General features: G+C 70.1%; 19 protein-coding genes and 2 riboswitches. Of the genes, 15 read left to right on the forward strand and 4 right to left on the reverse strand.

Annotation, left to right across the window (positions count from 1 at the left end; genetic code table 11):
• Positions 1 to 3 precede the first annotated feature (3 nt).
• On the reverse strand, positions 4 to 729 hold the full coding sequence (locus AVW09_RS06545) for an NUDIX hydrolase (RefSeq protein ID WP_063257292.1): 726 nt from the start codon (positions 727 to 729) through the stop codon (positions 4 to 6).
• Positions 730 to 836: 107 nt separating this feature from the next.
• On the opposite strand from AVW09_RS06545, the gene AVW09_RS06550 reads away from it, so the two are divergent.
• The 5 genes from AVW09_RS06550 to AVW09_RS06570 all read left to right on the forward strand — a co-directional run bounded on the left by AVW09_RS06550 (position 837) and on the right by AVW09_RS06570 (position 8,522).
• A complete protein-coding gene (locus tag AVW09_RS06550) occupies positions 837 to 2,012 on the forward strand; it encodes a MarP family serine protease (protein WP_063257293.1) in 1,176 nt (391 codons plus the stop codon).
• 68 nt (positions 2,013 to 2,080) lie between these two features.
• A riboswitch (glycine riboswitch) is annotated at positions 2,081 to 2,175 on the forward strand.
• Positions 2,176 to 2,286: riboswitch (glycine riboswitch) on the forward strand.
• Positions 2,287 to 2,333: 47 nt separating this feature from the next.
• Positions 2,334 to 3,464 (forward strand): glycine cleavage system aminomethyltransferase GcvT, encoded by a 1,131-nt coding sequence (gcvT, locus tag AVW09_RS06555; protein ID WP_063257294.1) that lies wholly within the window; start codon positions 2,334 to 2,336, stop codon positions 3,462 to 3,464.
• Positions 3,461 to 3,835, forward strand: coding sequence for a glycine cleavage system protein GcvH (gene gcvH, locus AVW09_RS06560; RefSeq protein ID WP_063257295.1), 375 nt, complete (start codon positions 3,461 to 3,463; stop codon positions 3,833 to 3,835). The genes gcvT and gcvH overlap by 4 nt, the downstream gene beginning before the upstream one ends.
• Positions 3,832 to 6,711 (forward strand): aminomethyl-transferring glycine dehydrogenase, encoded by a 2,880-nt coding sequence (gene gcvP / locus AVW09_RS06565; protein ID WP_063257296.1) that lies wholly within the window; start codon positions 3,832 to 3,834, stop codon positions 6,709 to 6,711. Before gcvH ends, gcvP begins: the two co-directional genes overlap by 4 nt.
• Before the next feature lie 71 nt (positions 6,712 to 6,782).
• The gene (locus tag AVW09_RS06570) at positions 6,783 to 8,522 is read left to right on the forward strand and encodes an ABC transporter substrate-binding protein (RefSeq protein ID WP_063257297.1); all 1,740 of its coding nucleotides are present in this window, start codon (positions 6,783 to 6,785) and stop codon (positions 8,520 to 8,522) included.
• A 45-nt stretch (positions 8,523 to 8,567) separates the two neighbouring features.
• Here AVW09_RS06570 and AVW09_RS06575 read toward each other — a convergent pair whose 3' ends face one another.
• Positions 8,568 to 9,410, reverse strand: coding sequence for a type II CAAX endopeptidase family protein (locus tag AVW09_RS06575; protein ID WP_197462578.1), 843 nt, complete (start codon positions 9,408 to 9,410; stop codon positions 8,568 to 8,570).
• 154 nt (positions 9,411 to 9,564) lie between these two features.
• Here AVW09_RS06575 and AVW09_RS06580 point away from each other — a divergent pair, with 154 nt between their 5' ends.
• The 3 genes from AVW09_RS06580 (at position 9,565) to AVW09_RS06590 (ending at position 14,133) form a co-directional block, all read left to right on the forward strand.
• A complete protein-coding gene (locus AVW09_RS06580) occupies positions 9,565 to 11,355 on the forward strand; it encodes an ABC transporter family substrate-binding protein (protein ID WP_063257299.1) in 1,791 nt (596 codons plus the stop codon).
• Positions 11,356 to 11,507: 152 nt separating this feature from the next.
• Positions 11,508 to 13,052: an ABC transporter permease gene (locus AVW09_RS06585; protein ID WP_063257300.1), complete on the forward strand. Its 1,545-nt coding sequence runs from the start codon at positions 11,508 to 11,510 to the stop codon at positions 13,050 to 13,052.
• Between the two features lie 31 nt (positions 13,053 to 13,083).
• Positions 13,084 to 14,133 (forward strand): ABC transporter permease, encoded by a 1,050-nt coding sequence (locus tag AVW09_RS06590; protein WP_063257301.1) that lies wholly within the window; start codon positions 13,084 to 13,086, stop codon positions 14,131 to 14,133.
• Between the two features lie 20 nt (positions 14,134 to 14,153).
• Here AVW09_RS06590 and AVW09_RS06595 read toward each other — a convergent pair whose 3' ends face one another.
• Complete coding sequence (locus AVW09_RS06595) at positions 14,154 to 14,756, reverse strand: PH domain-containing protein (RefSeq protein WP_063257302.1); 603 nt, start codon at positions 14,754 to 14,756, stop codon at positions 14,154 to 14,156.
• Positions 14,757 to 14,818: 62 nt separating this feature from the next.
• Between AVW09_RS06595 and AVW09_RS06600 the strand changes: the two genes are divergently transcribed.
• Both AVW09_RS06600 and typA read left to right on the forward strand, forming a co-directional pair.
• Complete coding sequence (locus tag AVW09_RS06600; protein WP_063257303.1) at positions 14,819 to 16,573, forward strand: ABC transporter ATP-binding protein; 1,755 nt, start codon at positions 14,819 to 14,821, stop codon at positions 16,571 to 16,573.
• A gap of 136 nt (positions 16,574 to 16,709) precedes the next feature.
• Positions 16,710 to 18,623, forward strand: a complete 1,914-nt coding sequence (typA, locus tag AVW09_RS06605; protein WP_063257304.1) for a translational GTPase TypA — start codon at positions 16,710 to 16,712, stop codon at positions 18,621 to 18,623.
• A gap of 252 nt (positions 18,624 to 18,875) precedes the next feature.
• Here typA and AVW09_RS06610 read toward each other — a convergent pair whose 3' ends face one another.
• Positions 18,876 to 19,430, reverse strand: coding sequence for a helix-turn-helix domain-containing protein (locus AVW09_RS06610; protein ID WP_063257305.1), 555 nt, complete (start codon positions 19,428 to 19,430; stop codon positions 18,876 to 18,878).
• A gap of 64 nt (positions 19,431 to 19,494) precedes the next feature.
• On the opposite strand from AVW09_RS06610, the gene AVW09_RS06615 reads away from it, so the two are divergent.
• Genes AVW09_RS06615 through dapC form a run of 5 tightly spaced genes read left to right on the forward strand, consistent with a single transcriptional unit; the run spans position 19,495 to position 22,418 of the window.
• On the forward strand, positions 19,495 to 20,211 hold the full coding sequence (locus AVW09_RS06615) for an AzlC family ABC transporter permease (RefSeq protein WP_063257306.1): 717 nt from the start codon (positions 19,495 to 19,497) through the stop codon (positions 20,209 to 20,211).
• Positions 20,208 to 20,522 (forward strand): AzlD domain-containing protein, encoded by a 315-nt coding sequence (locus AVW09_RS06620; RefSeq protein WP_063257307.1) that lies wholly within the window; start codon positions 20,208 to 20,210, stop codon positions 20,520 to 20,522. Before AVW09_RS06615 ends, AVW09_RS06620 begins: the two co-directional genes overlap by 4 nt.
• 21 nt (positions 20,523 to 20,543) lie before the next feature.
• Positions 20,544 to 20,939 (forward strand): hypothetical protein, encoded by a 396-nt coding sequence (locus AVW09_RS06625; protein WP_063257308.1) that lies wholly within the window; start codon positions 20,544 to 20,546, stop codon positions 20,937 to 20,939.
• A gap of 51 nt (positions 20,940 to 20,990) precedes the next feature.
• The gene (fdxA, locus tag AVW09_RS06630) at positions 20,991 to 21,311 is read left to right on the forward strand and encodes a ferredoxin (protein ID WP_022878250.1); all 321 of its coding nucleotides are present in this window, start codon (positions 20,991 to 20,993) and stop codon (positions 21,309 to 21,311) included.
• 3 nt (positions 21,312 to 21,314) lie between these two features.
• Positions 21,315 to 22,418, forward strand: a complete 1,104-nt coding sequence (dapC, locus tag AVW09_RS06635; RefSeq protein ID WP_063257309.1) for a succinyldiaminopimelate transaminase — start codon at positions 21,315 to 21,317, stop codon at positions 22,416 to 22,418.
• Positions 22,419 to 22,507: the final 89 nt, after the last annotated feature.

Raw genomic sequence — 22,507 nt, forward strand, 5'->3', positions numbered from 1 at the left:
CGATCAGTGACGGGACGTGAGCGGGCCGCGATCGGCGAGCTCCACGTCACGGTTGTAGCGGTACAGGCGGGCGGGTCGGTGGCTTCCGGTGCGGAAGCGTTCGGTCGGGATGACGGTGTCGGAGGTGTCGATCTGCCGACGGAAGTTCGCCGGGTCCAGCCGTCGGCCGAGGATCGTCTCGGTGACTTCGCGCAGGTCGGCGAGGGTGAACTCGTCGGGCAGGAGTCCGTGCGCGATGCGGCTGTAGCCGACCTTGTTGCGCAGACGCCACAGCGTGTACTCGACGATGTCGTTGTGGTCGAACGCGAGCGCCGGCAGGTGCGTGGCGTCGAACCACTCGACGTTCTCGGGGGCGTCGCCCTCGCGGGCGTGCGCGGCGACCTGCGCGTCGACCTCGTCGGAGCGCAGCAGCGCCCAGTAGACGATCGAGACGACGCGCGTGGGGGAGCGGTCCACCGCGCCGAACGCGTAGAGCTGCTCGAGATAGCTCGGGGTGAGTCCGGTGGTCTCTTCGAGGGTGCGGGATGCCGCGGCATCCAGGCTCTCGCTCGGGTCCAGCCATCCGCCGGGGAGCGCCCAGCGGCCGTCGTACGGATCGCGCGTGCGTCGGACGAGCGGGAGGGAGAGGACGGGTTCGTCGTGGGTGTCGCGGCGGACGCTGAAGATCACGGTCGACACCGCGACGCGCACGTCCGCGTCGCGGGGTTCGGGGCGAGGGGTTCGTGTCATTGTGACCATATCTCCGAGCACGATCTTAGTGTCATCGTGACCCGAACCACAAAACGGGACTCTCCCAGCGCCGCCGCGTACCCTGGCGCTCGACCCTGGAGGTACGGATGCCGGTTGTCGACATCGTGCTGATCGTGCTCCTCGCGCTGGCTCTCGTCGTGGGCCTCGCGCGAGGATTCCTCGCCACGATCGGCTTCTTCGCGGGCCTCGCCGTGGGCGGAGCCGCCGCATTCTGGCTGATCCCGTACGTCGGCTCGTGGGTGACCGATTCGATGTGGCGCGGCGCCGCGATCGTCGCCGCCGGCGTTCTGCTGCTGCTTCTCGGCGCCGCGCTCGGCACGGCCGTCGGGAACGCGCTCCGGCGGGGCGCCGACCGCATCAGACTCCGTGTGCCCGAGCGGATCCTCGGCGGGGTCGTGAACCTCGCCGCGGCGGCGCTCGCGCTGTCGTTCTTCGCCGGCACGCTCACCACCGCGGGTGTCCCGGTCGTCTCCGCCGCGCTCGCGTCGTCGAACGTCGTCCGCACGATCGACCGGCTCACCCCCGACCCCGTTCGTTCCGCACTCGCGCAGTTGCGCGGTGCGGTCTTCGCCGACGGCATCCCGCGCCTGGGTCAGCTCATCCAGATCGGTCCGGTGCAGAGCGCCCCGGCGATCGCGCTCGACGACCCCGCCCTCACGCAGGCGGCGCAGTCGGTCGCCCGCATCACCGGCACCGCGTACGCGTGCGGCATCACCGCGAGTGGATCCGGGTTCGTCGTCGGCGACGACCGCGTGCTCACCAACGCGCACGTCGTCGCGGGCGTCGACGCGCCGCTCGTCGAACTGCCGGGCCGGGAGGCGAAGGAAGGACGCGTCGTGTACTTCGACCCGACCGACGACCTCGCCGTCATCGCGGTGGACGGACTGGATGCCGCGGCCCTCCCGGTCGTCCCCGCGCTCGGTGTCGGCTCGGCCGCCGTCGTCCAGGGCTACCCGTACGGCGGACCGTTCACGTCGGGGAACGCGCAGGTGCTGTCCGAGGGCACGGTTCCGGTCCCCGACATCTACGGCGACCAGTCGGCGCCGCGCGAGATCTACGCGCTCGGCGCGGTCGTGCGGCCGGGCAACTCCGGAGGACCGCTCCTCACCCCCGAGGGAGAGGTCGCCGGTGTCGTCTTCGCGCGCTCGGAGACCGATGACAACGTCGGCTACGCGATGACCTCCGCCGAGATCGACCCCGTGCTGGCCCAGCTCGGGTCGCTGTCCGCGCCCGTGGCATCCGGCAGCTGCACGACCCGCTGACTCGCGGAGGACTGTGTTCCGGGGCGGCGCCTCGGATATGCTGGCGCCCACAAGTCCACACCGGCCCCATGATCGATGCGGGAGAGCTCCGGCGAACGCAGCCGGGCACCGAAGGAGCAAGCCTCCCCGCCAATCTCTCAGGTACGCGTACCGCGTCGATCGGGCCACTCTGGAAAGTGACCCGGGTGCACCGGCCGGGTCCGCCGACGGTGAAAGCCCCGCGTCGCTGAGACGCCCCGGGCGAAACTCTCAGGTTCATGACAGAGGGGGAGTTCTCAGGCGTCGACCGGCGTCTGACCGTCCTTCTGAACGGCAGAACTCATGACCGACACCCCCGCTCCACCGCGCTCGTCTCCTTTGCACGATCGGCACGAAGCCCTCGGCGCCTCGTTCACCGACTTCGGCGGCTGGAACATGCCCGTGCGCTACTCCTCCGACCTCGCCGAGCACCGTGCCGTCCGTGAGGCCGCCGGCCTCTTCGACATCTCGCACATGGCCGAGTTCTGGGTGCACGACGGCGAGGCCGCGGAGTTCCTCGACTACGTCCTCGCGGGCCGCGTCTCGGCGATGAAGCTCGGCAAAGCGAAGTACTCGCTCGTCCTCGCCGAGTCCGGCGGGATCATCGACGACGTCATCGTCTATCGGACGGGCGAGAAGTACTACCTCGTGATCGCGAACGCGAGCAACCGCGACGCCGTCGCGGCGGCGTTCGCCCGGGCTCGCGACACGTGGACCGGCGGCGCGCTCCCCGAGGTCGACGACGTCACCGACCGCGTCGCGCTGGTCGCCCTTCAGGGACCGCGGGCGCGCGGCATCCTCGAATCCGTCCCGGCGGTCGAGATCCTCAGCACGCCGCTCGACGAACTCGGCTATTACGCCTTCACCGAGGGCACGTTCGACGGAGACTCGCTGTTCATCGCCCGCACGGGCTACACCGGCGAGGACGGGTACGAGCTGCTCGTCCCGGTCGAGCGCGCCGGCGACCTGTGGGATGCGCTCCTGGATGCCGGGACCCCGGCGGGACTCGTCCCGTGCGGCCTCGCGGCTCGGGACACCCTGCGGCTCGAGGCCGGCATGCCGCTGTACGGCCACGAACTCTCGCGCGACGTGACGCCGGCGCAGGCCGGGCTCGGCCGCGTCGTGGCCGCCGACAAGCCCGTGTTCGTCGGCAAGGACGGCCTCGCCTCCGTCGCCGCCGACGCCCCGGTCCTCGTCGGACTCGTCTCCGAGGGCAAGCGCGCCGGCCGCGCCGGTTACACCGTGCTCCACGGCGACGACGTCGTCGGCGAGATCACCAGCGGCGCCCTGAGCCCCACCCTCGGCCACCCCGTCGCGATGGCCTACGTCTCCCCGCCCGCGGCCGAACCCGGCACCACCCTGACCATCGACGTGCGCGGAACACGCATCCCCGCGACCGTCACCGCCCTTCCCTTCTACCGGAGGAACGCATGACCGACCTGACCGCACTCCGCTACACCTCCGAGCACGAGTGGATCGCCGTCGACGGCGACATCGCCACCGTGGGGATCACCGACTTCGCCGCCGAGAAGCTCGGCGACGTCGTCTTCGTCGACCTCCCCGCGGCCGACTCCGCGGTCAGCGCGGGCGACGTCTGCGGCGAGATCGAGTCCACCAAGTCGGTCGGCGAGCTGTACGCCCCGCTCGACGGCACCGTCGTCGAGATCAACGACGCCGTGGTCGACGACCCGTCGCTCGTCAACGCCGACCCGTTCGGCGACGGCTGGCTCGTGAAGATCCGCCTCGGCGGCGACCTGCCCGCCGACCTGCTCGACCGCGCCGCGTACGAGGACCTCACCGCATGAGCCTGACCACCTCCCCCCGCACGGATGCCGCGGCGCCCGCCGCCTTCACCGATCGCCACATCGGCATCGGCACCCGCGACCGCGCGCGCATGCTCCAGGTCGTCGGGTACGACAGCGTCGAACGGCTCGTCGAGACCGCCGTCCCGGCATCCATCCATGTCCGTCCCCGCGAGACCAGCGACCTGCCGCCCGCCGCGACCGAGGCCGAGGCGCTCGCCGAGCTCCGCGAGCTCGCGTCGGCGAACCGCTCCGCCCGCCCGATGATCGGCCTGGGCTACTACGACACGTTCACGCCCTCGGTCATCCAGCGGAACGTGCTGGAGAACCCGTCCTGGTACACCGCGTACACGCCGTACCAGCCGGAGATCTCGCAGGGACGGCTCGAAGCGCTCATCAATTTCCAGACGATGGTCACCGACCTCACCGGTCTCGCGACGGCCAACGCGTCGATGCTCGACGAGTCCACCGCGGTCGTGGAGGGCATGCTCGTCGCCCGCCGCGCGTCCAAGGCCAAGACCGATGTCTTCCTCGTCGACGCCGACGCGCTGCCGCAGACCAAGGCACTGCTCGCCCACCGGGCCGCGGCCGTCGGCATCGAGCTGGTCGAGACGTCGTACGACGGAGAGATCCCCGAGAGCTTCGGCGCCTTCGTGCAGTACCCCGGGGCCACCGGGCGGGTGTGGGACTTCTCCGACGTCGCGTCGGCCGTCCACCGCCACGGCGGTCTCGTCGTCGCCGCGGCCGACCTGCTCGCGCTCACTCTTCTGCGCTCGCCGGGGACCCTCGGCGCCGACGTGGCAGTGGGGACGACGCAGCGCTTCGGCGTGCCGCTCGGTTTCGGCGGTCCGCACGCCGGATACATGGCCGTCCGCACCGGTCTCGAGCGCCAGCTCCCGGGCCGTCTCGTGGGCGTGTCGGTGGATGCCGCGGGCAACCCCGCCTACCGCCTGTCGCTGCAGACGCGCGAACAGCACATCCGCCGCGAGAAGGCCACGTCGAACATCTGCACCGCGCAGGTGCTCCTGGCCGTGATGGCCGCGATGTACGCGGTGTACCACGGGCCGGACGGGCTGCGCGCGATCGCGACCCGCGTCGCGCGGACCGCCGACGCCCTGGCATCCGCTCTCGTGTCGTACGACCTCACGCTCGCGTCCGACGCGTTCTTCGACACCGTGCGCGTGCACGTGCCGGGGCGCGCGCAGGACGTCGTCGACCGCGCCCGCGAGCGCGGCTACCAGCTGCTGTGGGTCGACGACGCCACGGTGGGCGTCTCGGTCGACGAGACGACGACGGATGCCGATGTCACCGCGATCGTGGCATCCTTCGGGCTGCCCGCGGTCGAACTGCCCGCGGGGGAGGCGCTGCGCGGTGTTCCCGAGCGGCTGCACCGCGACGACGCATATCTCACGCACCCCGTCTTCCACGCGCACCGCAGCGAGACGGCGATGATGCGGTACCTCAAGACGCTCGCCGACCGCGACTACGCGCTGGACCGGGGCATGATCCCGCTCGGCTCGTGCACGATGAAGCTCAACGCCGCGACCGAGATGGCGGCGGTGTCGTGGCCGGAGTTCGCGCGCGTGCACCCGTTCGCGCCCGAGGCCGACGTGCACGGCTACCTCGCGATGATCGAGCAGCTGGAGCGTTGGCTCGCCGAGGTCACCGGCTACGACGCCGTGTCGCTGCAGCCGAACGCCGGCTCGCAGGGGGAGCTCGCGGGGCTCCTCGCGATCCGCGGCTACCACCACGCCAACGGCGACACCGAGCGCACCGTGTGCCTCATCCCGTCGTCCGCGCACGGGACGAACGCCGCCTCGGCGGTGCTCGCCGGCATGCGGGTCGTGGTCGTCGCGTGCGACGAGGCGGGCAACGTCGACCTCGACGACCTGCGGGCCAAGATCGCGCAGCACGCCGACGCCCTGTCGGCACTGATGATCACGTACCCGTCGACGCACGGCGTCTACGAGCACGACGTCCTCGAGATCACGCAGGCCGTGCACGACGCCGGCGGACAGGTGTACGTCGACGGCGCGAACCTCAACGCGCTGCTCGGCTTCGCCCGCTTCGGCGACCTCGGCGGCGACGTGTCGCACCTGAACCTCCACAAGACGTTCGCCATCCCGCACGGCGGCGGCGGACCGGGCGTGGGTCCGGTGGCGGCGAAGGCGCACCTCGCGCCGTTCCTGCCGTCGCACCCGTTCTCGCAGCGCGCCGATCACGCCGGCGGCGTCTTCGACGGCGGACCGGTGTCGGCCGCGCCGCACGGATCGGCCGGCATCCTGCCGATCTCCTGGGCGTACGTGCGGATGATGGGGGCCGAGGGACTCCGGCAGGCGACCGCGGCCGCCGTGCTCTCGGCGAACTACATCGCCGCGCGCCTGCGCGAGCACTACCCGGTGCTGTACGCCGGCGAGGGCGGCCTGGTGGCGCACGAGTGCATCCTCGACCTGCGTCCCCTCAAGGACCAGACCGGGATCACGGTCGACGACGTCGCCAAACGCCTCATCGACTACGGCTTCCACGCCCCGACGATGTCGTTCCCGGTGGCCGGCACCCTCATGGTCGAGCCGACCGAGAGCGAGGACCTCGCCGAGCTCGACCGGTTCGTGGATGCCATGATCGCGATCAAGGGGGAAGCGCTTGCTGTCGCCGCGGGGGAGTGGCCCGCCGACGACAACCCGCTCGTGAACGCCCCGCACACCGCGGAGGCGGCGGTCGCGAACGAGTGGCTGCACGCCTACCCCCGGGAGACGGCGGTGTACCCGCAGCGCTCGCTCGTCCGCGGCAAGTACTGGCCGCCGGTGCGCCGCATCGACCAGGCGTACGGCGACCGCAACCTCGTGTGCTCGTGCCCTCCGCCGGAGGCGTTCGCGTAGGCGGAGCGGGTCCCCGGGGTCGTGAGCCGCGGCCCCGGGGAACCTTCAGGGGCGTTGGATAAAGTGCGCTTGTGCACCTCGAGCAGTACCAGCAGACCTCGATGACATCGCGACGCCGCCTCGCGCGGCTGATCGTCCTCACCGCGGCCGCGGCGCTCGCCGTGACCGGATGCTCGGCGCCGCAACCGGCTCCCGCGGAGCAGCCGCCGGCACGGACGACGTTGACCGTCGGTGTCGTCGGCACGCCGACGAGCTTCAACGCCGCCACCGCCCACGGGGACACGGCCGCGAACCAGGCGCTCAACGCCCTGATGAACGAGAACCTCGGGTCGCTCGACGGCGACCTGCAGGTGGTCCCCAATGACGGGCTGGGGCGCATCACCCGTGTCGAGGGCAACCCGCTCAAGGTCACGTACGAACTGTTCCCGGATCGCGTCTGGTCGGACGGTACGCCCATCACCCTCGACGACCTCATGTTCGGCTGGGCCGTCTCGTCGCACTACTTCGACGACGCGACGTACGACGCAGCGGGGGCCGTGGTCTCGGGAACGCGGTACTTCGACACGGCGACCCCCGCCGACCCGAACGCGCGCACCTCGCGTCCCACCCTCGACCGCGCCGCCGACACCCTCACCCTGACCTACGACGAGCCCTTCGCCGACTGGAACCGCCAGTGGCTGCTGGATCGCCCCGTGCACGTGATCGCGGCCAAGGCCGGCGTGACCGTCCGCGACCTGATGACCGCGATCCAGACGACGCCCGAGGGGGACCCCGCCGCCCCCGTGGCGCCCAACGCGGTCCTGAGCGCCGCGGCCGCCGCGTGGAACACCGGGTTCGACGCCGCGGCGGACGGCACCCTCGACGTGTCGTCTGCGGTGGCGTCCGGCCCGTGGACGGTCGGGGAGGCGTCGAGCACCTCCGTCTCGCTCGTCCGGCGCGACAGCTACCAGGGTGCGCACTACCCCGGTCTCGAGGGACTGACCGTGCGGTTCTTCCCCGACCACGCGTCGCAGGTCGCCGCGCTGGCGTCGGGGGAGGTCGACATCGCCAACATCGGCGACCCGGATCCCGAGGACCTCACGACGCTCGCCGATGCCGGCGTGACCGTGACCACCGGTCCCACGGCGCAGACGATGCAGCTGCGTTTCGCCGACGCCACCTCCGATGAGCTGCGCAAAGCGGTCTTCCTTTCGATCGACCGCGACCAGCTCGTGAAGGACGTCGTCGGCACCGAGCGTTCCGGCGCGCGCCCGCTGCAGTCCTTCCTGTCGTCCGCAGCCACCGGGCAGGTGTACCAGCAGCTCAGTTCCGACAACGGTTCCCCGGGCACGGGCAGCGATGTGGGCGGGGCTCGATCGGCGCTCGACAATCTCGCGGCGGTCTTCCGCGTGTCCTACGACCCCTCCGACGACACCGCCGCGGCGGTGTTCGCCCACCTCGTGACGATGGGGGCGGACGCCGGGATCGCCGTCCGCGCCTCCACCGCCACGGAGATCCCGGATGCCACCCTCGCCTGGGTCGGCGAGGACGAGAGCCTCTACCGCTCGGCGCGTGACCGGCTGGCCGAGGGCGTCACGTCCGTCGACGCGGAGAAGACGTTCGACCAGATGACGCGCGAGACCGACCCGGTCGACGTGCTCGCGGCCGCGAAAGACATCGACCGCGCGCTGTTCGCCGAATACGCCGGGGTGCCGCTGTTCGAGCGGACGGGCGCCGTCGCCGTCGGCAAGGGCATCGGGGGAGTCACGTACACGTCGGAGCCGAACGGCATTCCGCCGTCGTTCTGGTCCTGGACGCCTCCGGCGACGTGACCGCCCGACCAGCCGGGGCCGAGCGCTCGGCCGTCGGGCGGGGCGCTAGGCGGTCGGGCTGGGCGACGGCGCCGGGGGAGCGAAGATCCCCGGCCACCACGCCGCTGCCAGCGGGTAGCCGACGAATGCGATCACGTCGATGAGCGTGTGCGCCACGACGAGCGGCATGACGCGTCCCCAGCGCCGGTAACACCAGCCGAAGACGAGACCCATCACGACATTGCCCAGCGCCGACGGCCATCCCTGGTACAGGTGGTAGCTGCCCCGCAGGAGTGCGGTCGACACGAGGATCCACGTCCACGACCAGCCGAGGCGGCGCAGTCGGTCGAACAGGTAGCCGAGGAAGATGACCTCCTCGGTGAGCCCCGCCCGCAGCGCCGCGAGGACCAGCAGCGCGATCACCCACCACGAAGAGTCCAGGGGGGCGGGCACCACCGTGATGCTCTGCCCCAGGAGGCGTCCCACGGCGTACACGCCGATGCCCGGCACGCCGATGAGCGCGACGAGGGCCACGGCGCGCAGCACGTCGGAGCCGAAGCGTCGGAAATCCAAGCCGATGCGGCGCAGCGCGTTGTCGGCCGGCTCCCACAGCAGGTAGACGGCGAGGGCCACGAGCGCGAGCGAGAAGAAGATCCCGAGGAACTGGTACAGCGCGTCCCAGAACGGCTCATCGCTCCGGGAGGGATTCAGCTGGGTCTGCTGCTGGGCGATCGGGGCGCGCGTCGCGGCCCGGACGAACGAGACGACCGAGTAGATGGCGGACTGCCCGACGCTCACGAGCAGGACGAGCACGACCTCCCAGGGGAGCTTTCGGCGACGGAAACCGTCTTGTTCGATTCCGGGATCGTTGAAGCCCACAGAGCGCGGCATGTTGTCAGATTGCCACATGAAGTGCCCCTCGAATTAAAGGTATGTAACGGTTTCCCCAGGCGTTTTGACCAACGCAGAGCGTTTACCTATCGTTTCCGTATCCACGGCCCCCCTCTGTCATGTCCTGTCTTGACGATCGGGGGTGCCCGTCAAACCTTGCACAGGAGGCAAAGTGTCTGAAAAGACTCGGCGCACGCGCGCCCTGGCGGCGGGAGCAGGTGTCGCCGTCGCGGCGCTCGCGCTCGCCGGCTGCACCACCACTGCCACGCCCGACGCGGGCGCGAGCAGCGGCGGTACCATCACCATCGCCACCACGAACGCGTTCACCTCGTTCAACGGCGACACCCCCGAGGCGAACCTCGACACCAACGGCATGGTGGGCTACCTCACCGGTGTCAGCGGCGGCCTCGGTCTCGGTGGTTTCCAGCGCCTCGACAAGGACTTCAGCGTCCTCGACAACACCGACTTCGGAACCTACGAGAAGGTCTCCGACGACCCGCTGACGGTGAAGTACACCATCAACCCCGGCCTGACCTGGTCGGACGGCGAGCCCATCAACGCCGACGACATGCTCGTCAACTGGGCCATCAACTCGGGCTACTACGACGACGCCAAGATCGACGCCGAGTCGGGCGAGGTCACCAGCGGCACGCAGTACTTCACGCTCGCGGGCAGCACCGCGGGTCTCGACACGACCGCGTTCCCGACCATCGGCGACGACAACATGTCGATGACCCTCGTCTACTCGACGCCGTTCGTGGACTGGGAGCTCGTCAACCCGATCGGCAAGCCGGCTCACGTGCTCGCCGAGAAGGCCGGTGTCTCCGAGGAAGACTTCATCAAGGTCCTGAAGGACACCCCGAAGGGCAACCCGGACGCTCCCGTCACCCCCAACGCCACGCTGAAGGCCGCGGCCGACTTCTGGAACAAGGGCTACGACGTCACGGCGATGCCGACCGACCAGAGCCTCCTCGTCGCGAGCGGTCCGTTCATCGTGACCGACTTCACCCCCGAGCAGAGCATCACGCTGGGCAAGAACCCCAACTACAAGGGCAGCATGTCGCCCAAGTACGACCAGTTGATCATCCGCTTCATCGGTGACGCCAACGCGCAGGTCACGGCTCTCCAGAACGGTGAGGTCCAGGCCATCCAGCCGCAGCCCTCCGCCGACACGCTGACCGCACTGAAGAACGCCAACGCCACGGTCCACTCCGGCAGCCAGCTGTCGTACGATCACGTCGACCTGACGTTCGCCGGTGTGTTCGCCGACGCCAACGTCCGCGAGGCCTTCCTCAAGACCATCCCGCGCCAGCAGATCCTCGACTCGATCATCACGCCGATCAACCCCGACGCCGAGGTGCTGAACTCGCAGATCTTCCTCCCGACCGATGGCGACCAGTACAAGACCGCTGTCTCGGCCAGTGGCTACGACAAGTTCGGCGAGCCCGACATCGAGGGGGCCAAGGCGCTGCTGAACGGTGCGACCCCCACGGTCCGCATCCTCTACAACACCAAGAACCCGAACCGTGTCGACAGCTTCCGCGCCATCCAGCAGTCGGCGCAGCAGGCGGGCTTCAACATCGTGGACGCCGGTTCGCCCGACTGGGGCAAGCTCCTCGGCAGCGGCAGCTACGACGTGTCGATCTTCGGTTGGATCTCGCCGGGTGCCGGTAACGCCGCGCTCCCGCAGATCTTCAAGACCGCGGGCGGCGGAAACTACAACAACTACAGCAACGCCACCGTCGACAGCCTCGTCGACGAGAGCCAGGTCACGACCGACAAGGACAAGCTGGCCGACATCAAGGTGAAGATCGACGCGGAGACGGCCAAGGACTTCTACGGTCTGCCGCTGTTCCAGCTCCCCGGTGTCTTCGCCGACAACGGCACCGTCACGGGCATCGACTACTTCGGTGGCCAGACGGGCATCGTGTGGAACGCACAGGAGTGGACGCTCAACGGTTGATGAGCCGCTGAATCCCTCGTGAGGCGCCGGAGTCGCTCGGCTCCGGCGCCTCACTTCGTGTGCGCGCGGCGTGCCACCCCCTGCGCTGCGCGACTATCCTTTCCAGGACGCCCACAGGCGTCCTCCACCCGATCGAAAGAAGTCCTCCCGCGATGGTCGGATTCATCCTCAGGCGCATCGCCGTCTCGATCCTGGTCCTGCTTGCAGCCTCGTTCATCATGTACGTGCTGTCCGCCAACTCCGGCGACCCCCTGCAGGACCTGCGCGACAGCTCCGCCGCCAACCGTGACCAGCTCATCGCCGCCCGTGTCGCGGCCCTCGACCTCAATGTCCCCGTACCGTTGCGGTACTTCCTCTGGCTCGGCGGTGCCGCCGGCTGCCTCATCCCGTTCGCGGGGACCTGCAACCTCGGCCTGACGATCTCCAACGCCGCGGTCACCGACATCCTGCCGACCGCCATCGGTTCGACCCTCCAGCTCGTGACAGCGTCGTTCGTGCTGGCGATCGTCCTCGGCATCGTCGTCGGCGTCGTCTCGGCCCTCCGCCAGTACAGCGGCTTCGACTTCGGCATCACGCTGCTGAGCTTCTTCCTCTTCTCGCTCCCGTCGTTCCTGGTCGCCGTCCTCCTGAAGGAGTTCCTGGCCCTGGGCTTCAACGACTTCCTGGCGTCGGCGACCTCCATCCCGATCTGGCTGATCATCCTGCTGGGTGTCGTCATGGCGGTCATCTGGCAGGCCATGATCGGCGGCGACGTCCGCCGTCGGCTCATCGTCGCCGTGGTCGCGGGCCTGGCCACCATCGCGCTGCTGGTGTACTTCGACCTCACCGACTGGTTCCGCCACCCCGGTTTCGGGCCGGTCGGTCTGCTCCTGCTGATCGGTGGAGTCGTCGTGATCACGACGGCGCTCATCTCCGGATTGAGCAACCGCCGCGCGCTGATCGTCGCGGCGCTCAACGGTGCGATCGCGTACGTGTGCCACTTCGCCCTCCAGGGCCTGTTCGACATCTCGACGTTCGCGACGATCATCATCCTCGGCGTCGTCGCGGTGGCCGTGGGTCTCATCACCGGATATGTGCTGGGCGCTCCCGACCGGGGCATGGTCGCCCGTATCGGCGGCATCGTCGCGTTCTTCTCCGGCGCGCTCGTCGTGCTCGACCGTTACATGCAGTCGTGGCCGCAGTACATGGCCAACCCGCGGATCAACAACCGTCCCATCGCGACGGTGGGTGCGGGTACTCCCGGGTTCACCGCGGACATGTGGGTCAGCGGGATCGACACGTTCACCCACCTGCTGCTGCCGACGATCTCGCTGCTCCTCATCTCGTTCGCCGGTTACACGCGATACGCGCGTGCCGGAATGCTCGAGGTGATGAACCAGGACTACATCCGCACGGCGCGCGCGAAGGGCCTCCCGGAGCGCACGGTCATCCTGCGGCACGGTCTTCGGAACATGCTGATCCCGATCGTGACGCTCGTCGCCACCGACGTCGGTGCGCTCCTCGGTGGTGCGGTCATCACGGAGCGGGTCTTCGCGATCTCCGGCATGGGCGCGTTGTTCGTCACCTCGATCCAACGCGTGGACGTGAACCCCGTGATGGGGTACTTCATCGTCATCGCCATCACCGCGATCCTGTTCAACTTCCTGGCCGATCTCGCCTACGCCGTGCTCGATCCCCGCGTGCGAGTGGTCGCATGATCGCCGCCGTCCGATTCCCGGAGGTCTCCCGATGACCCAGATGCTCCCCGAGCCCGCGAACGTCGATGCTCCGCCGCCGTCCGACGAGCGGAAGACCGTCGGCGTCAGCCAGGGCCGCCTCATCCTGCGGCGCTTCCTGTCGAACAAGATCGCCGTCGTGTCCGGCATCCTGTTCATCCTGCTCGCGCTGTTCTCCATCTCCGCGATCGGTATCGGTCCGATCCCCGGCTGGTGGAAGTACGACTACACCTCGCTGAACCCGCAGAACGACGGCGGGGCGCCGACGCTTTCGCTGTGGCCGCTCTCGTTCGGTGACCACCCGTTCGGTCAGGACCGCATCGGCATCGACTACTTCGCCATGACGATGCGCGGCATCCAGAACTCGATCCTCGTGATGGTCATCATCAGCCTCGTGGGGACGGCCGTCGGCACGATCATCGGTGCGCTGGCCGGCTACTACCGCGGCTGGCTCGACGCCGTCCTGATGAGAATCACGGATGTGTTCATCGTCATCCCGGTCATCGTCATCGGCGCCGTCGTCGGTCGCGCGACCGGTGGCCTGGGTGTCGTGCCGCTGGCGTTCTTCCTCGCCATGGTGTCGTGGACGACGATCGCCCGTCTCGTGCGCGCCGAGTTCCTCTCGCTGCGTGAGCGCGAGTTCGTCGAGGCCGCCCGCGTGGCCGGGGCGAGCGACGCGCGCATCATCTTCAAGCACATCCTCCCCAACGCGATCGGCGTGGTGATCGTCGCGGCGACCCTGTTGGCCGCGTCGGCGATCCTCCTCGAGACGGCGCTGAGCTACCTCCAGCTCGGAGTGCGTCCGCCGGACGTTTCGCTGGGCCTGATCATCTCCGACAACCAGTCGGCCTTCCAGACGCGCCCGTGGCTGTTCTGGTGGCCCGCGGTGTTCATCGTCGCCCTCGCGGTGCTGGTGAACTTCGTCGGCGACGGTCTGCGCGACGCGTTCGACCCGCGTCAGAAGCGCTTCTCGCTGCGTCGCACGAAGGAGCAGGCCGCTCCGTCGACCACGGCGCCGGCCAGCGTCGAGGGACGCGTGCACCCGGAGACGCCGTCGTCATGACGCGAGGCGTCGCCGCGATGTCAGCCCAGCACGATCGCCAGCACGATGCCGACCGCACCCGCGGCCAGCACCAGCAGGTTGTCGAGCCGGGCGCGGACACGGACGGGAACCGTCTCGGCGATGCCGGCCTCGACACGGCCGGCATCGCGCAGGGCGTGCCAGCGATCACGGACGAGGGCCGCGGCGCGTCCCGAGTCGGTGTTCGGCAGCTCGCCGGGGCGCGTGTTCGGCGCGACCTGCCCCTCGCTGCGACGGTAGGCGCGCGCCGCGCGCAGCGATCCGGTCGCGCCGGGCGCCGGAGCGGCGGTCACGGCGATGCGCCGTCCGGGCGTGTGCAGCTGCAGCGCGTAGCGCGTGTCGACATGGATGAGCGCGGCCCACGGCACGCGATAGCGCAGCGCGATGTTGTCGACCTCCACTCCGTCGTCGTCGACGGAGACCGAGGGCGACCACAGGATGCCGTAGACCAGCGCCGCGGCGCCGAGCGCACCGGCGATCACCGCGGCGGGGGCGAGCGTCACGGCGGGAGCGGTCAGCAGACCGATCGCCACCGCGGCGATGACCGCCCACACGATGCCGCACAGGATGCGGGTGAACGTCGAACGGAACGTCTGGCGTGGCATCCCCTGATTCTTTCATTCCCCGATCACTCACTCCCGCTCCGCGGGACGGAGAGGACAGCCTCATGAGCACGACCGAGAAGGCGGGAATCCCCGCGCTCGAGATGACCGACGTCAGCGTCGACTTCGCGGTGGACGACGTCTGGGTCCCGGCGGCGAAGAACCTGACGTACTCCATCGCCCGCGGCCAGGTCGTCGCGGTGGTGGGGGAGTCGGGTTCCGGCAAGAGCGTGAGCTCGATGGCGGTGCTCGACCTCCTCCCGCGCAACAGCCGTGTCCGCGGCAGCATCAAGGTCAACGGGCGCGAGGTCACCACGCTCTCGACCTCGCAGATGCGTCAGCTGCGCGGACCCGAGGTCGCGGCGATCTTCCAGGAGCCGATGACCGCGCTGAACCCGGTGCTGACCGTGGGGTCGCAGATCATCGAGGCGCTGCGCGCGCACACGACGATGGCGCCGTCCGAGGCGAAGGCGCGGGCGCTGGAGCTGCTGGACATGGTCGGGCTCCCCGACCCGCAGAAGGCGTTCGCGTCGTACCCGCACCAGCTGTCGGGCGGTCAGCGTCAGCGCGCGATGATCGCGCAGTCGATCAGCCTCGAGCCCGCGCTCCTCATCGCCGACGAGCCGACGACCGCGCTCGACGTCACCGTCCAGGCCGAGATCCTCGACCTCATCCGCGACCTCCGCGACCGCCTGGACTCGGCCGTCCTCCTCATCACGCACGACATGGGCGTGGTCGCCGACCTCGCCGACTGGATCGTCGTGATGAAGAACGGCGACATCGTCGAGCAGGGGAGCGCGGCGCAGGTGCTCGGCGACCCCCAGGACCCGTACACGCAGGAGCTGTTGGCATCCGTCCCGCGTCTGGGCGAGACGCTCGAGGGCGAGGCGACGGTCGACGTCGTCGAGTCGCTCGCGGCGGCCGTGGCCGAGGGACCCGCACGGACCGAGACGCTGCGCCTCGCGGCCGCGGCTCCCGAGCTGTCCAACCCGGTGCTCGAGCTGCAGAACGTGTCGATCGAGTACGGCAAGAAGGGTCGCGTCGCCGCGTTCCGCGCGGTGGACGACGTCACGCTCGGGATCGCCGAGGGCGAGATCGTCGGCCTCGTCGGCGAGTCGGGGTCGGGCAAGTCGACGATCGGACGGGCCGCGATCGGCTTGCAGCCCATCGCCGAGGGGCGTCTCGTGGTCGACGGCGTCGACATCTCGAGCGGATCGCGCAAGCTCATCAAGTCGCTGCGTCGCCGCGTGGGCATCGTGTTCCAGGATCCGTCGTCGTCGCTGAACCCGCGCCTCCCCATCGGCGAGTCCATCGGTGAGCCGCTCTTCCTCGCGGGGGAGGCGAAGGGCGCCGCCCTGGACGCCCGCGTCGAGAAGCTCCTGGACGAGGTGCGCCTCCCGCGCAGCTACCGCAACCGCTACCCGCACGAGCTGTCGGGCGGCCAGAAGCAGCGCGTCGGCATCGCCCGCGCGCTGTCGCTGCAGCCGCGTCTGCTCGTGGCGGACGAGCCCACCAGCGCGCTCGACGTCTCGGTGCAGGCGCGCGTGCTGGAACTCCTCAGCGAGCTGCAGCAGGAGCACCGCTTCGCGTGCCTCTTCATCAGTCACGACCTGGCCGTCGTGGATGCCATGGCCGACCGCATCGTCGTGCTCAACCGCGGCAAGATCGCGGAGCAGGGCACGCGCGACCAGATCCTGCGCTCCCCGAAGGAGCCGTACACGCAGCGTCTCATCGCGGCGATCCCGGTGCCCGACGTCGAGGTGCAGGCCGCCCGTCGCGAGCTGCGTCACGAGCTGCTGAAGAACACTCCGGCATCCTGATCCGGACGCCGAAAGGGGCGGCATTCCTGAGGGGATGCCGCCCCTTTCGCGTGCGTCGCCGGGAGCGGGGCGGGCGCCCGGTAGACTGAGGTGGCCCGATTCCGGGCGCAACCCCGAATTTTCCTGGAGACCCTCCATGGCGCACGCCCTTCGTCCTGGCCTCCGTAACGTCGCGATCGTCGCGCACGTCGACCACGGCAAGACGACCCTCGTCGACGCCATGCTTCGCCAGACGAACTCGTTCGGCGACCACGCGCACGTCGAAGAGCGCGCGATGGACTCGAACGACCTCGAGCGTGAGAAGGGCATCACGATCCTCGCCAAGAACACGGCGATCACGTACAACGGCGCCCACACCGACGTCCCGGTGACGATCAACGTCATCGACACCCCCGGTCACGCCGACTTCGGCGGCGAGGTCGAGCGGGGTCTGTCGATGGTCGACGGTGTCGTGCTCCTGGTCGACGCGTCGGAGGGCCCGCTGCCCCAGACCCGCTTCGTGCTGCGCAAGGCGCTCGAGGCGAAGCTCCCCGTCATCCTGCTGGTCAACAAGACCGACCGTCCCGATGCGCGCATCGCCGAGGTTGAAGAAGAGGCGCATGACCTGCTCCTGGGGCTCGCGTCCGACCTCGTCGACGACGTCCCCGACCTCGACGTCGACGCGCTGCTCGACGTGCCCGTCGTGTACGCGTCGGGCCGCGCGGGCGCCGCGTCGCTGAACCGCCCCGCCAACGGGTCGCTCCCCGACAACGACGACCTCGAGCCGCTCTTCGGCGCGATCCTCGAGCACGTCCCGGCCCCGTCCTACGACGACGAGGCGCCCCTGCAGGCGTGGGTGACGAACCTCGACTCGAGCCCGTTCCTCGGCCGCCTCGCGCTGCTGCGCATCTTCAACGGCACGCTGAAGAAGGGCCAGACGGTCGCGTGGGTCCGCCACGACGGCTCGCACTCGAACGCGCGCGTCACCGAGCTGCTGCTGACCAAGGCGCTGGAGCGTTTCCCCGCCGAGTCCGCCGGCCCCGGCGACATCGTCGCGATCGCCGGTTTCCCCGACATCACGATCGGTGAGACGATCGCCGACCCCGAGGACGTCCGGCCGCTGCCGGCCATCACGGTCGACGACCCCGCCATCTCGATGACGATCGGCACGAACACCTCGCCCCTCATGGGCAAGGTCAAGGGCCACAAGCTCACCGCCCGCATGGTCAAGGACCGCCTCGACCGCGAGCTCATCGGCAACGTCTCGCTGAAGGTCGTCGACATCGGACGACCGGATGCCTGGGAGGTCCAGGGTCGCGGCGAGCTCGCGCTCGCGATCCTCGTCGAGAACATGCGTCGCGAGGGCTTCGAGCTCACCGTCGGCAAGCCGCAGGTGGTCACCAAGCGCGGCGAGGACGGCAAGCTCAAGGAGCCGTACGAGCACCTCACGATCGACGCTCCCGAGGAGCACCTCGGCGCGATCACGCAGCTGATGGCCGCACGCAAGGGCCGCATGGACAACATGACGAACCACGGCACGGGTTGGGTGCGCATGGAGTTCGTCGTCCCGTCCCGCGGCCTCATCGGCTTCCGCAGCGAGTTCCTGACGATCACGCGCGGTACCGGTATCGCCAACGCGATCTCGCACGGCTACGACGACTGGGCCGGCACCATCACGACCCGTCAGAACGGCTCGATCGTCGCCGACCGCATGGGCGTCGTCACCCCGTTCGCGATGATCGCCCTGCAGGAGCGCATGAGCTTCTTCGTGCAGCCGACCGAAGAGGTCTACGAGGGCATGGTCATCGGCGAGAACTCGCGCGCCGACGACATGGACGTCAACATCACCAAGGAGAAGAAGCTGACGAACATGCGTTCGTCGACCTCGGACTCCTTCGAGTCGATGACCCCGCCGCGCGTCCTGACGCTCGAGGAGTCGCTCGAGTTCGCCCGCGACGACGAATGCGTCGAGGTCACGCCCGAGAAGGTGCGCATCCGCAAGGTCGTGCTCGACGCGACCGAGCGCGGCCGCGCCGCCTCGCGCGCCAAGCGCCAGGATGCCAACGCCTGAGTCTTCGCTCATCCGTTTCGCGGTCGGGCTCCGGGAAGGGGCCTGCAGGCATCGCCCCCGGGGTTTCGGTGTCCAGAACACGCGGACCGATTCGCGCGCCGTCCGCGTGTCTTGGACACGGAACTGGCCTGCCGCCGCTCGGTGAGCGGTGTCATCCCCGTTCAGTGTCCAAGACACGCCGCTGGGCCCGTGTCGCGAGCGGCGTGTCGTGGACAGTGGATGCCGCCCGCGCGCCGCCGCGACCCGTGTGGGTCAGCGCGACTCCGACACCAGCACCGCGCTGGTCCCGGGGGCCAGTGCCTCGAACACGTGCGGCGCGTCGCCGGCGTAGGAGAGGTAGTCGCCCGGGTGCAGGTCGTACGGCGCATCCACCGGGCCGACGCGGCCGCGGCCTGCGAGCAGCACGACGTGCTCGACCGTGCCGCGCTGGTGCGGATCGGACAGACGCGGCTTCCCGGGCTCGGCGCGCAGCAGGTAGATGTCGCGGCGCGCGTGCGGTGGGCTCGCGGACAGCAGCACGGCGAGGTAGTCGGCGGCGGACGCCGGCACCGCGGCGGACGGGGCGTCGCCCGCGCGGATGAGCGTGGGGGAGTGCACGCCCTCGTCGACGAGCACCGCGAACGGCACCTCCAGCGCGGTCGCCAGGGCCCACAGGGTTTCGACGCTCGGATTGCCGCCGCCGTTCTCGAGTTGCGAGACCGTCGCTTTCGCCACCCCGGCGCGCCGCGCCAGTTCGGACACGCTGAGATCGCGCCGCTCGCGTTCGCGGCGGAGGGTCGTGGCGATGCGGTCACCGAGGTCGCTCATGCGTTCATTATGCTCGTCGCTCGTTCGACTTGACGAACGGCGCGGCGCGTTCGAGACTCTGATCATGCGTTCATCAGAGCGAACACCGTCGCGGGCCGCGGCGCGGCAGGGTCTCGCCGTCGCCCTCGCCACCAGCGCGTACGGCATCTCGTTCGGCGCGCTGTCCGTGGCATCCGGTCTCGATGTCTGGCAGACCTGCGTGCTGAGCCTCCTCATGTTCACCGGTGGGTCGCAGTTCGCGTTCGTCGGCGTGCTGGCGGCGGGCGGCGCGGGGGCGGCACCGGCCGCGATCGCGTCCGCGGGACTGCTCGGCGTGCGCAACGCCGCGTACGCCATGCGGATGTCGCCGGTGGTCGGCCCGGGACGCGTCCGGCGCGCCGCCGCGACCCCGTTCACGATCGACGAGTCGGTCGCGGTGTCGCTCGCGCAGTCCGACCCCGTCGCGCGTCGCGTCGGCTTCTGGGTGACCGGCGTCGGCATCTGGATCGGCTGGAACGTCACGACCCTCGCCGGTGCGCTCCTCGGCGACGTCCTCGGCGACCCCCGGACGTGGGGCCTGGATGCCGCTGCCGCCGCGGCCTTCCTCGCGTTGCTGTGGCCACGGGTGCGGGGGCGTCAGCCCCTCGCGGTCGCGATCGGTGCGGCGGCCGTCGCCGCGGTGCTGACGCCGTGGGTCCTGCCCGGCATCCCGGTCATCGCCGCGGCCGGAGTCGCGCTCGCCCTCGGCTGGTTCGACTCCCGTCCGTCGCGCGCAGCGGACGATGAGGGGCGGATGCCATGACCCTGTGGACCGCCGTGATCGCGGCATCCGTCCTCTGTCTGGGGCTCAAGGCGGTCGGGTACGTGCTGCCGCAGAGCTGGCTCGACGCTCCCCGTCCCGCGCGGATCGCCGATCTGTTGACGGTCGCGCTGCTCTCCGCGCTCGTCGTCGTGCAGGCGCTGGCCTCGGGTCCGGCGATAGTTGTAGATGCGCGGCTCCCCGCGGTCGGGGTCGCGGCGCTCCTGCTGTGGGCGCGGGCGCCGTTCCTCGTCGTCGTCGCGGCCGGCGCCGTGACCGCCGCGCTCCTGCGGGCGTTCGGCTGGGCCACATGAACCCGCACCTAGACTGACCGCGTGGGTTCCGGAATCGTGCGCGTCATCGGTTGGGTCGTCGCTTTCCTCGTGGGTGCCGTCTACGGCACGGCGGCGACCGTGGGGCACGCCTTCCGTCTCGGCGTCGTGCCGGTCGGATTGATCCTCGCGACGATCGGGTGCGCGGGGCTCCTCATCGCGCTCCGCACGTTGACGCAGGACCGGGTCAACGCCATCGCCGGGGGCCTCGGCATCATCGCGGCCACCTTCCTGTTCTCGCAGGTCGGTCCCGGCGGCTCGGCGATCGTCGCCGCCGCGACGCCCGACACCGAGTGGATCGCGATCGCCTGGACGTTCGTGGGCCCCATCCTTCTGGCGCTCGTAGCCTTCTTCCCCGACGTATCGAAGCTGCGCGCCGAGCCCGCCGACGGATCATAGGACACGGCCGTGCGGCCCGGCGCCCGTCGCTGTCCCGCGTAGACTGAGCGGGTGACTTACGTGATCGCCCTCCCGTGTGTCGATGTCAAAGACCGCGCCTGCATCGACGAATGCCCGGTCGACTGCATTTATGAGGGTGAACGCTCGCTCTACATCCACCCCGACGAGTGCGTCGACTGCGGTGCGTGCGAGCCCGTGTGCCCCGTTGAGGCCATCTACTACGAGGACGACCTTCCCGAAGAGTGGTCGGACTACTACAAGGCGAACGTCGAGTTCTTCGACGACATCGGATCTCCCGGCGGTGCCGCCAAGGTCGGCGTGATCGCCAAGGATCACCCCGTCATCTCGGCGCTTCCTCCGCAGAGCCACTGACCCGTGGGCGTCGCCGACCTCGCCGACTACCCGTGGGACGCGGTCGCGCCGTACGCCGAGCGCGCCCGCCGTCACCCCGCGGGCATCGTCGACCTGTCGATCGGGTCGCCCGTCGACCCGACCCCCGCCGTCGTCGCCGAGGCCCTCGCCGCGGCGACCGACGCGCACGCGTACCCCCAGACCATGGGCACCCCCGCGCTGCGCGAGGCGATCGTCGACTGGTACGCCCGCCGCCGAGGAGTCCCCGGGCTCACCCCCGCGCACGTGCTTCCCACCGTCGGCTCGAAAGAGCTCGTCGCCCTGCTGCCCCTGCTCCTGGGCCTCGGTCCCGGGGATGCCGTCGTGCACCCGCGCGCCGCGTACCCGACGTACGAGGTCGGCGCCCGTCTCGTCGGCGCGGAGGCCGTGGCATCCGACGATCCGGCCGAATGGCCCGAGAACACCCGGCTCGTCTGGATCAATTCGCCCGGGAACCCCGACGGTCGCGTCCTCTCGACCGACGAACTCGTGGATGCCGTGACCCGGGCCCGCGCGCTCGGCGCGGTTCTCGCGTCCGACGAGTGCTACGCCGAACTGGGCTGGGACGCGCCGTGGGACACCGCGGGCGTGCCGAGCGTGCTCGACCCGGCGGTCGTCGGCGACGACTTCGCCGGCGTGCTGTCGGTGTACTCGCTCAGCAAGCAGTCGAACCTCGCCGGTTACCGTGCCGCGTTCCTCGCGGGCGACCCCGAGATCGTGGCGCGCCTGCTGACGGGCCGCAAGCACCTCGGCCTGATGCCTCCCGGCCCCGTGCAGCGAGCGATGACCGTCGCGCTCGGCGACGACGCGCACGTCGCCGAGCAGCGAGCGCGCTACGCCCGCCGTCGCGCCGTCCTCAAACCCGCGGTCGAGGCTGCCGGCTTCCGCGTCGACCGCAGCGAGGGTGGCCTGTACCTCTGGGCGACGGAGGGCCGAGACGCCTGGGAGAGCGTGGGGCGCCTCGCGGACCTCGGCATCCTGGTCGGTCCCGGGCACTTCTACGGCACACATTTCCCGCAGCACGTGCGCTTCTCGCTGACCGCGACCGATGAGCGGATCGCGGCGGCGGCGGAGCGTCTGACCCCCTGAGCCCCGGAACAGTGGGATCCCTCCATCGGAAGGGGGCATCCTTTGGCGGTGTCATCTGTACGTCGTCGGCCCCGATAGGCTGTAGGGGC

Source organism: Microbacterium sp. T32 (assembly GCF_001619615.1).
Lineage (GTDB): Bacteria > Actinomycetota > Actinomycetes > Actinomycetales > Microbacteriaceae > Microbacterium.

What these genes read in the sequence shown, in the direction of transcription:
- AVW09_RS06545 (WP_063257292.1), bottom strand. Translation starts at nt 729, where the DNA reads ATGACACGAACCCCTCGCCCCGAACCCCGCGACGCGGACGTGCGCGTC.
- AVW09_RS06550 (WP_063257293.1), top strand. Translation starts at nt 837, where the DNA reads ATGCCGGTTGTCGACATCGTGCTGATCGTGCTCCTCGCGCTGGCTCTC.
- gcvT (WP_063257294.1), top strand. Translation starts at nt 2,334, where the DNA reads ATGACCGACACCCCCGCTCCACCGCGCTCGTCTCCTTTGCACGATCGG.
- gcvH (WP_063257295.1), top strand. Translation starts at nt 3,461, where the DNA reads ATGACCGACCTGACCGCACTCCGCTACACCTCCGAGCACGAGTGGATC.
- gcvP (WP_063257296.1), top strand. Translation starts at nt 3,832, where the DNA reads ATGAGCCTGACCACCTCCCCCCGCACGGATGCCGCGGCGCCCGCCGCC.
- AVW09_RS06575 (WP_197462578.1), bottom strand. Translation starts at nt 9,410, where the DNA reads ATGTGGCAATCTGACAACATGCCGCGCTCTGTGGGCTTCAACGATCCC.
- AVW09_RS06585 (WP_063257300.1), top strand. Translation starts at nt 11,508, where the DNA reads ATGGTCGGATTCATCCTCAGGCGCATCGCCGTCTCGATCCTGGTCCTG.
- AVW09_RS06590 (WP_063257301.1), top strand. Translation starts at nt 13,084, where the DNA reads ATGACCCAGATGCTCCCCGAGCCCGCGAACGTCGATGCTCCGCCGCCG.
- AVW09_RS06595 (WP_063257302.1), bottom strand. Translation starts at nt 14,756, where the DNA reads ATGCCACGCCAGACGTTCCGTTCGACGTTCACCCGCATCCTGTGCGGC.
- AVW09_RS06600 (WP_063257303.1), top strand. Translation starts at nt 14,819, where the DNA reads ATGAGCACGACCGAGAAGGCGGGAATCCCCGCGCTCGAGATGACCGAC.
- typA (WP_063257304.1), top strand. Translation starts at nt 16,710, where the DNA reads ATGGCGCACGCCCTTCGTCCTGGCCTCCGTAACGTCGCGATCGTCGCG.
- AVW09_RS06610 (WP_063257305.1), bottom strand. Translation starts at nt 19,430, where the DNA reads ATGAGCGACCTCGGTGACCGCATCGCCACGACCCTCCGCCGCGAACGC.
- AVW09_RS06615 (WP_063257306.1), top strand. Translation starts at nt 19,495, where the DNA reads ATGCGTTCATCAGAGCGAACACCGTCGCGGGCCGCGGCGCGGCAGGGT.
- AVW09_RS06620 (WP_063257307.1), top strand. Translation starts at nt 20,208, where the DNA reads ATGACCCTGTGGACCGCCGTGATCGCGGCATCCGTCCTCTGTCTGGGG.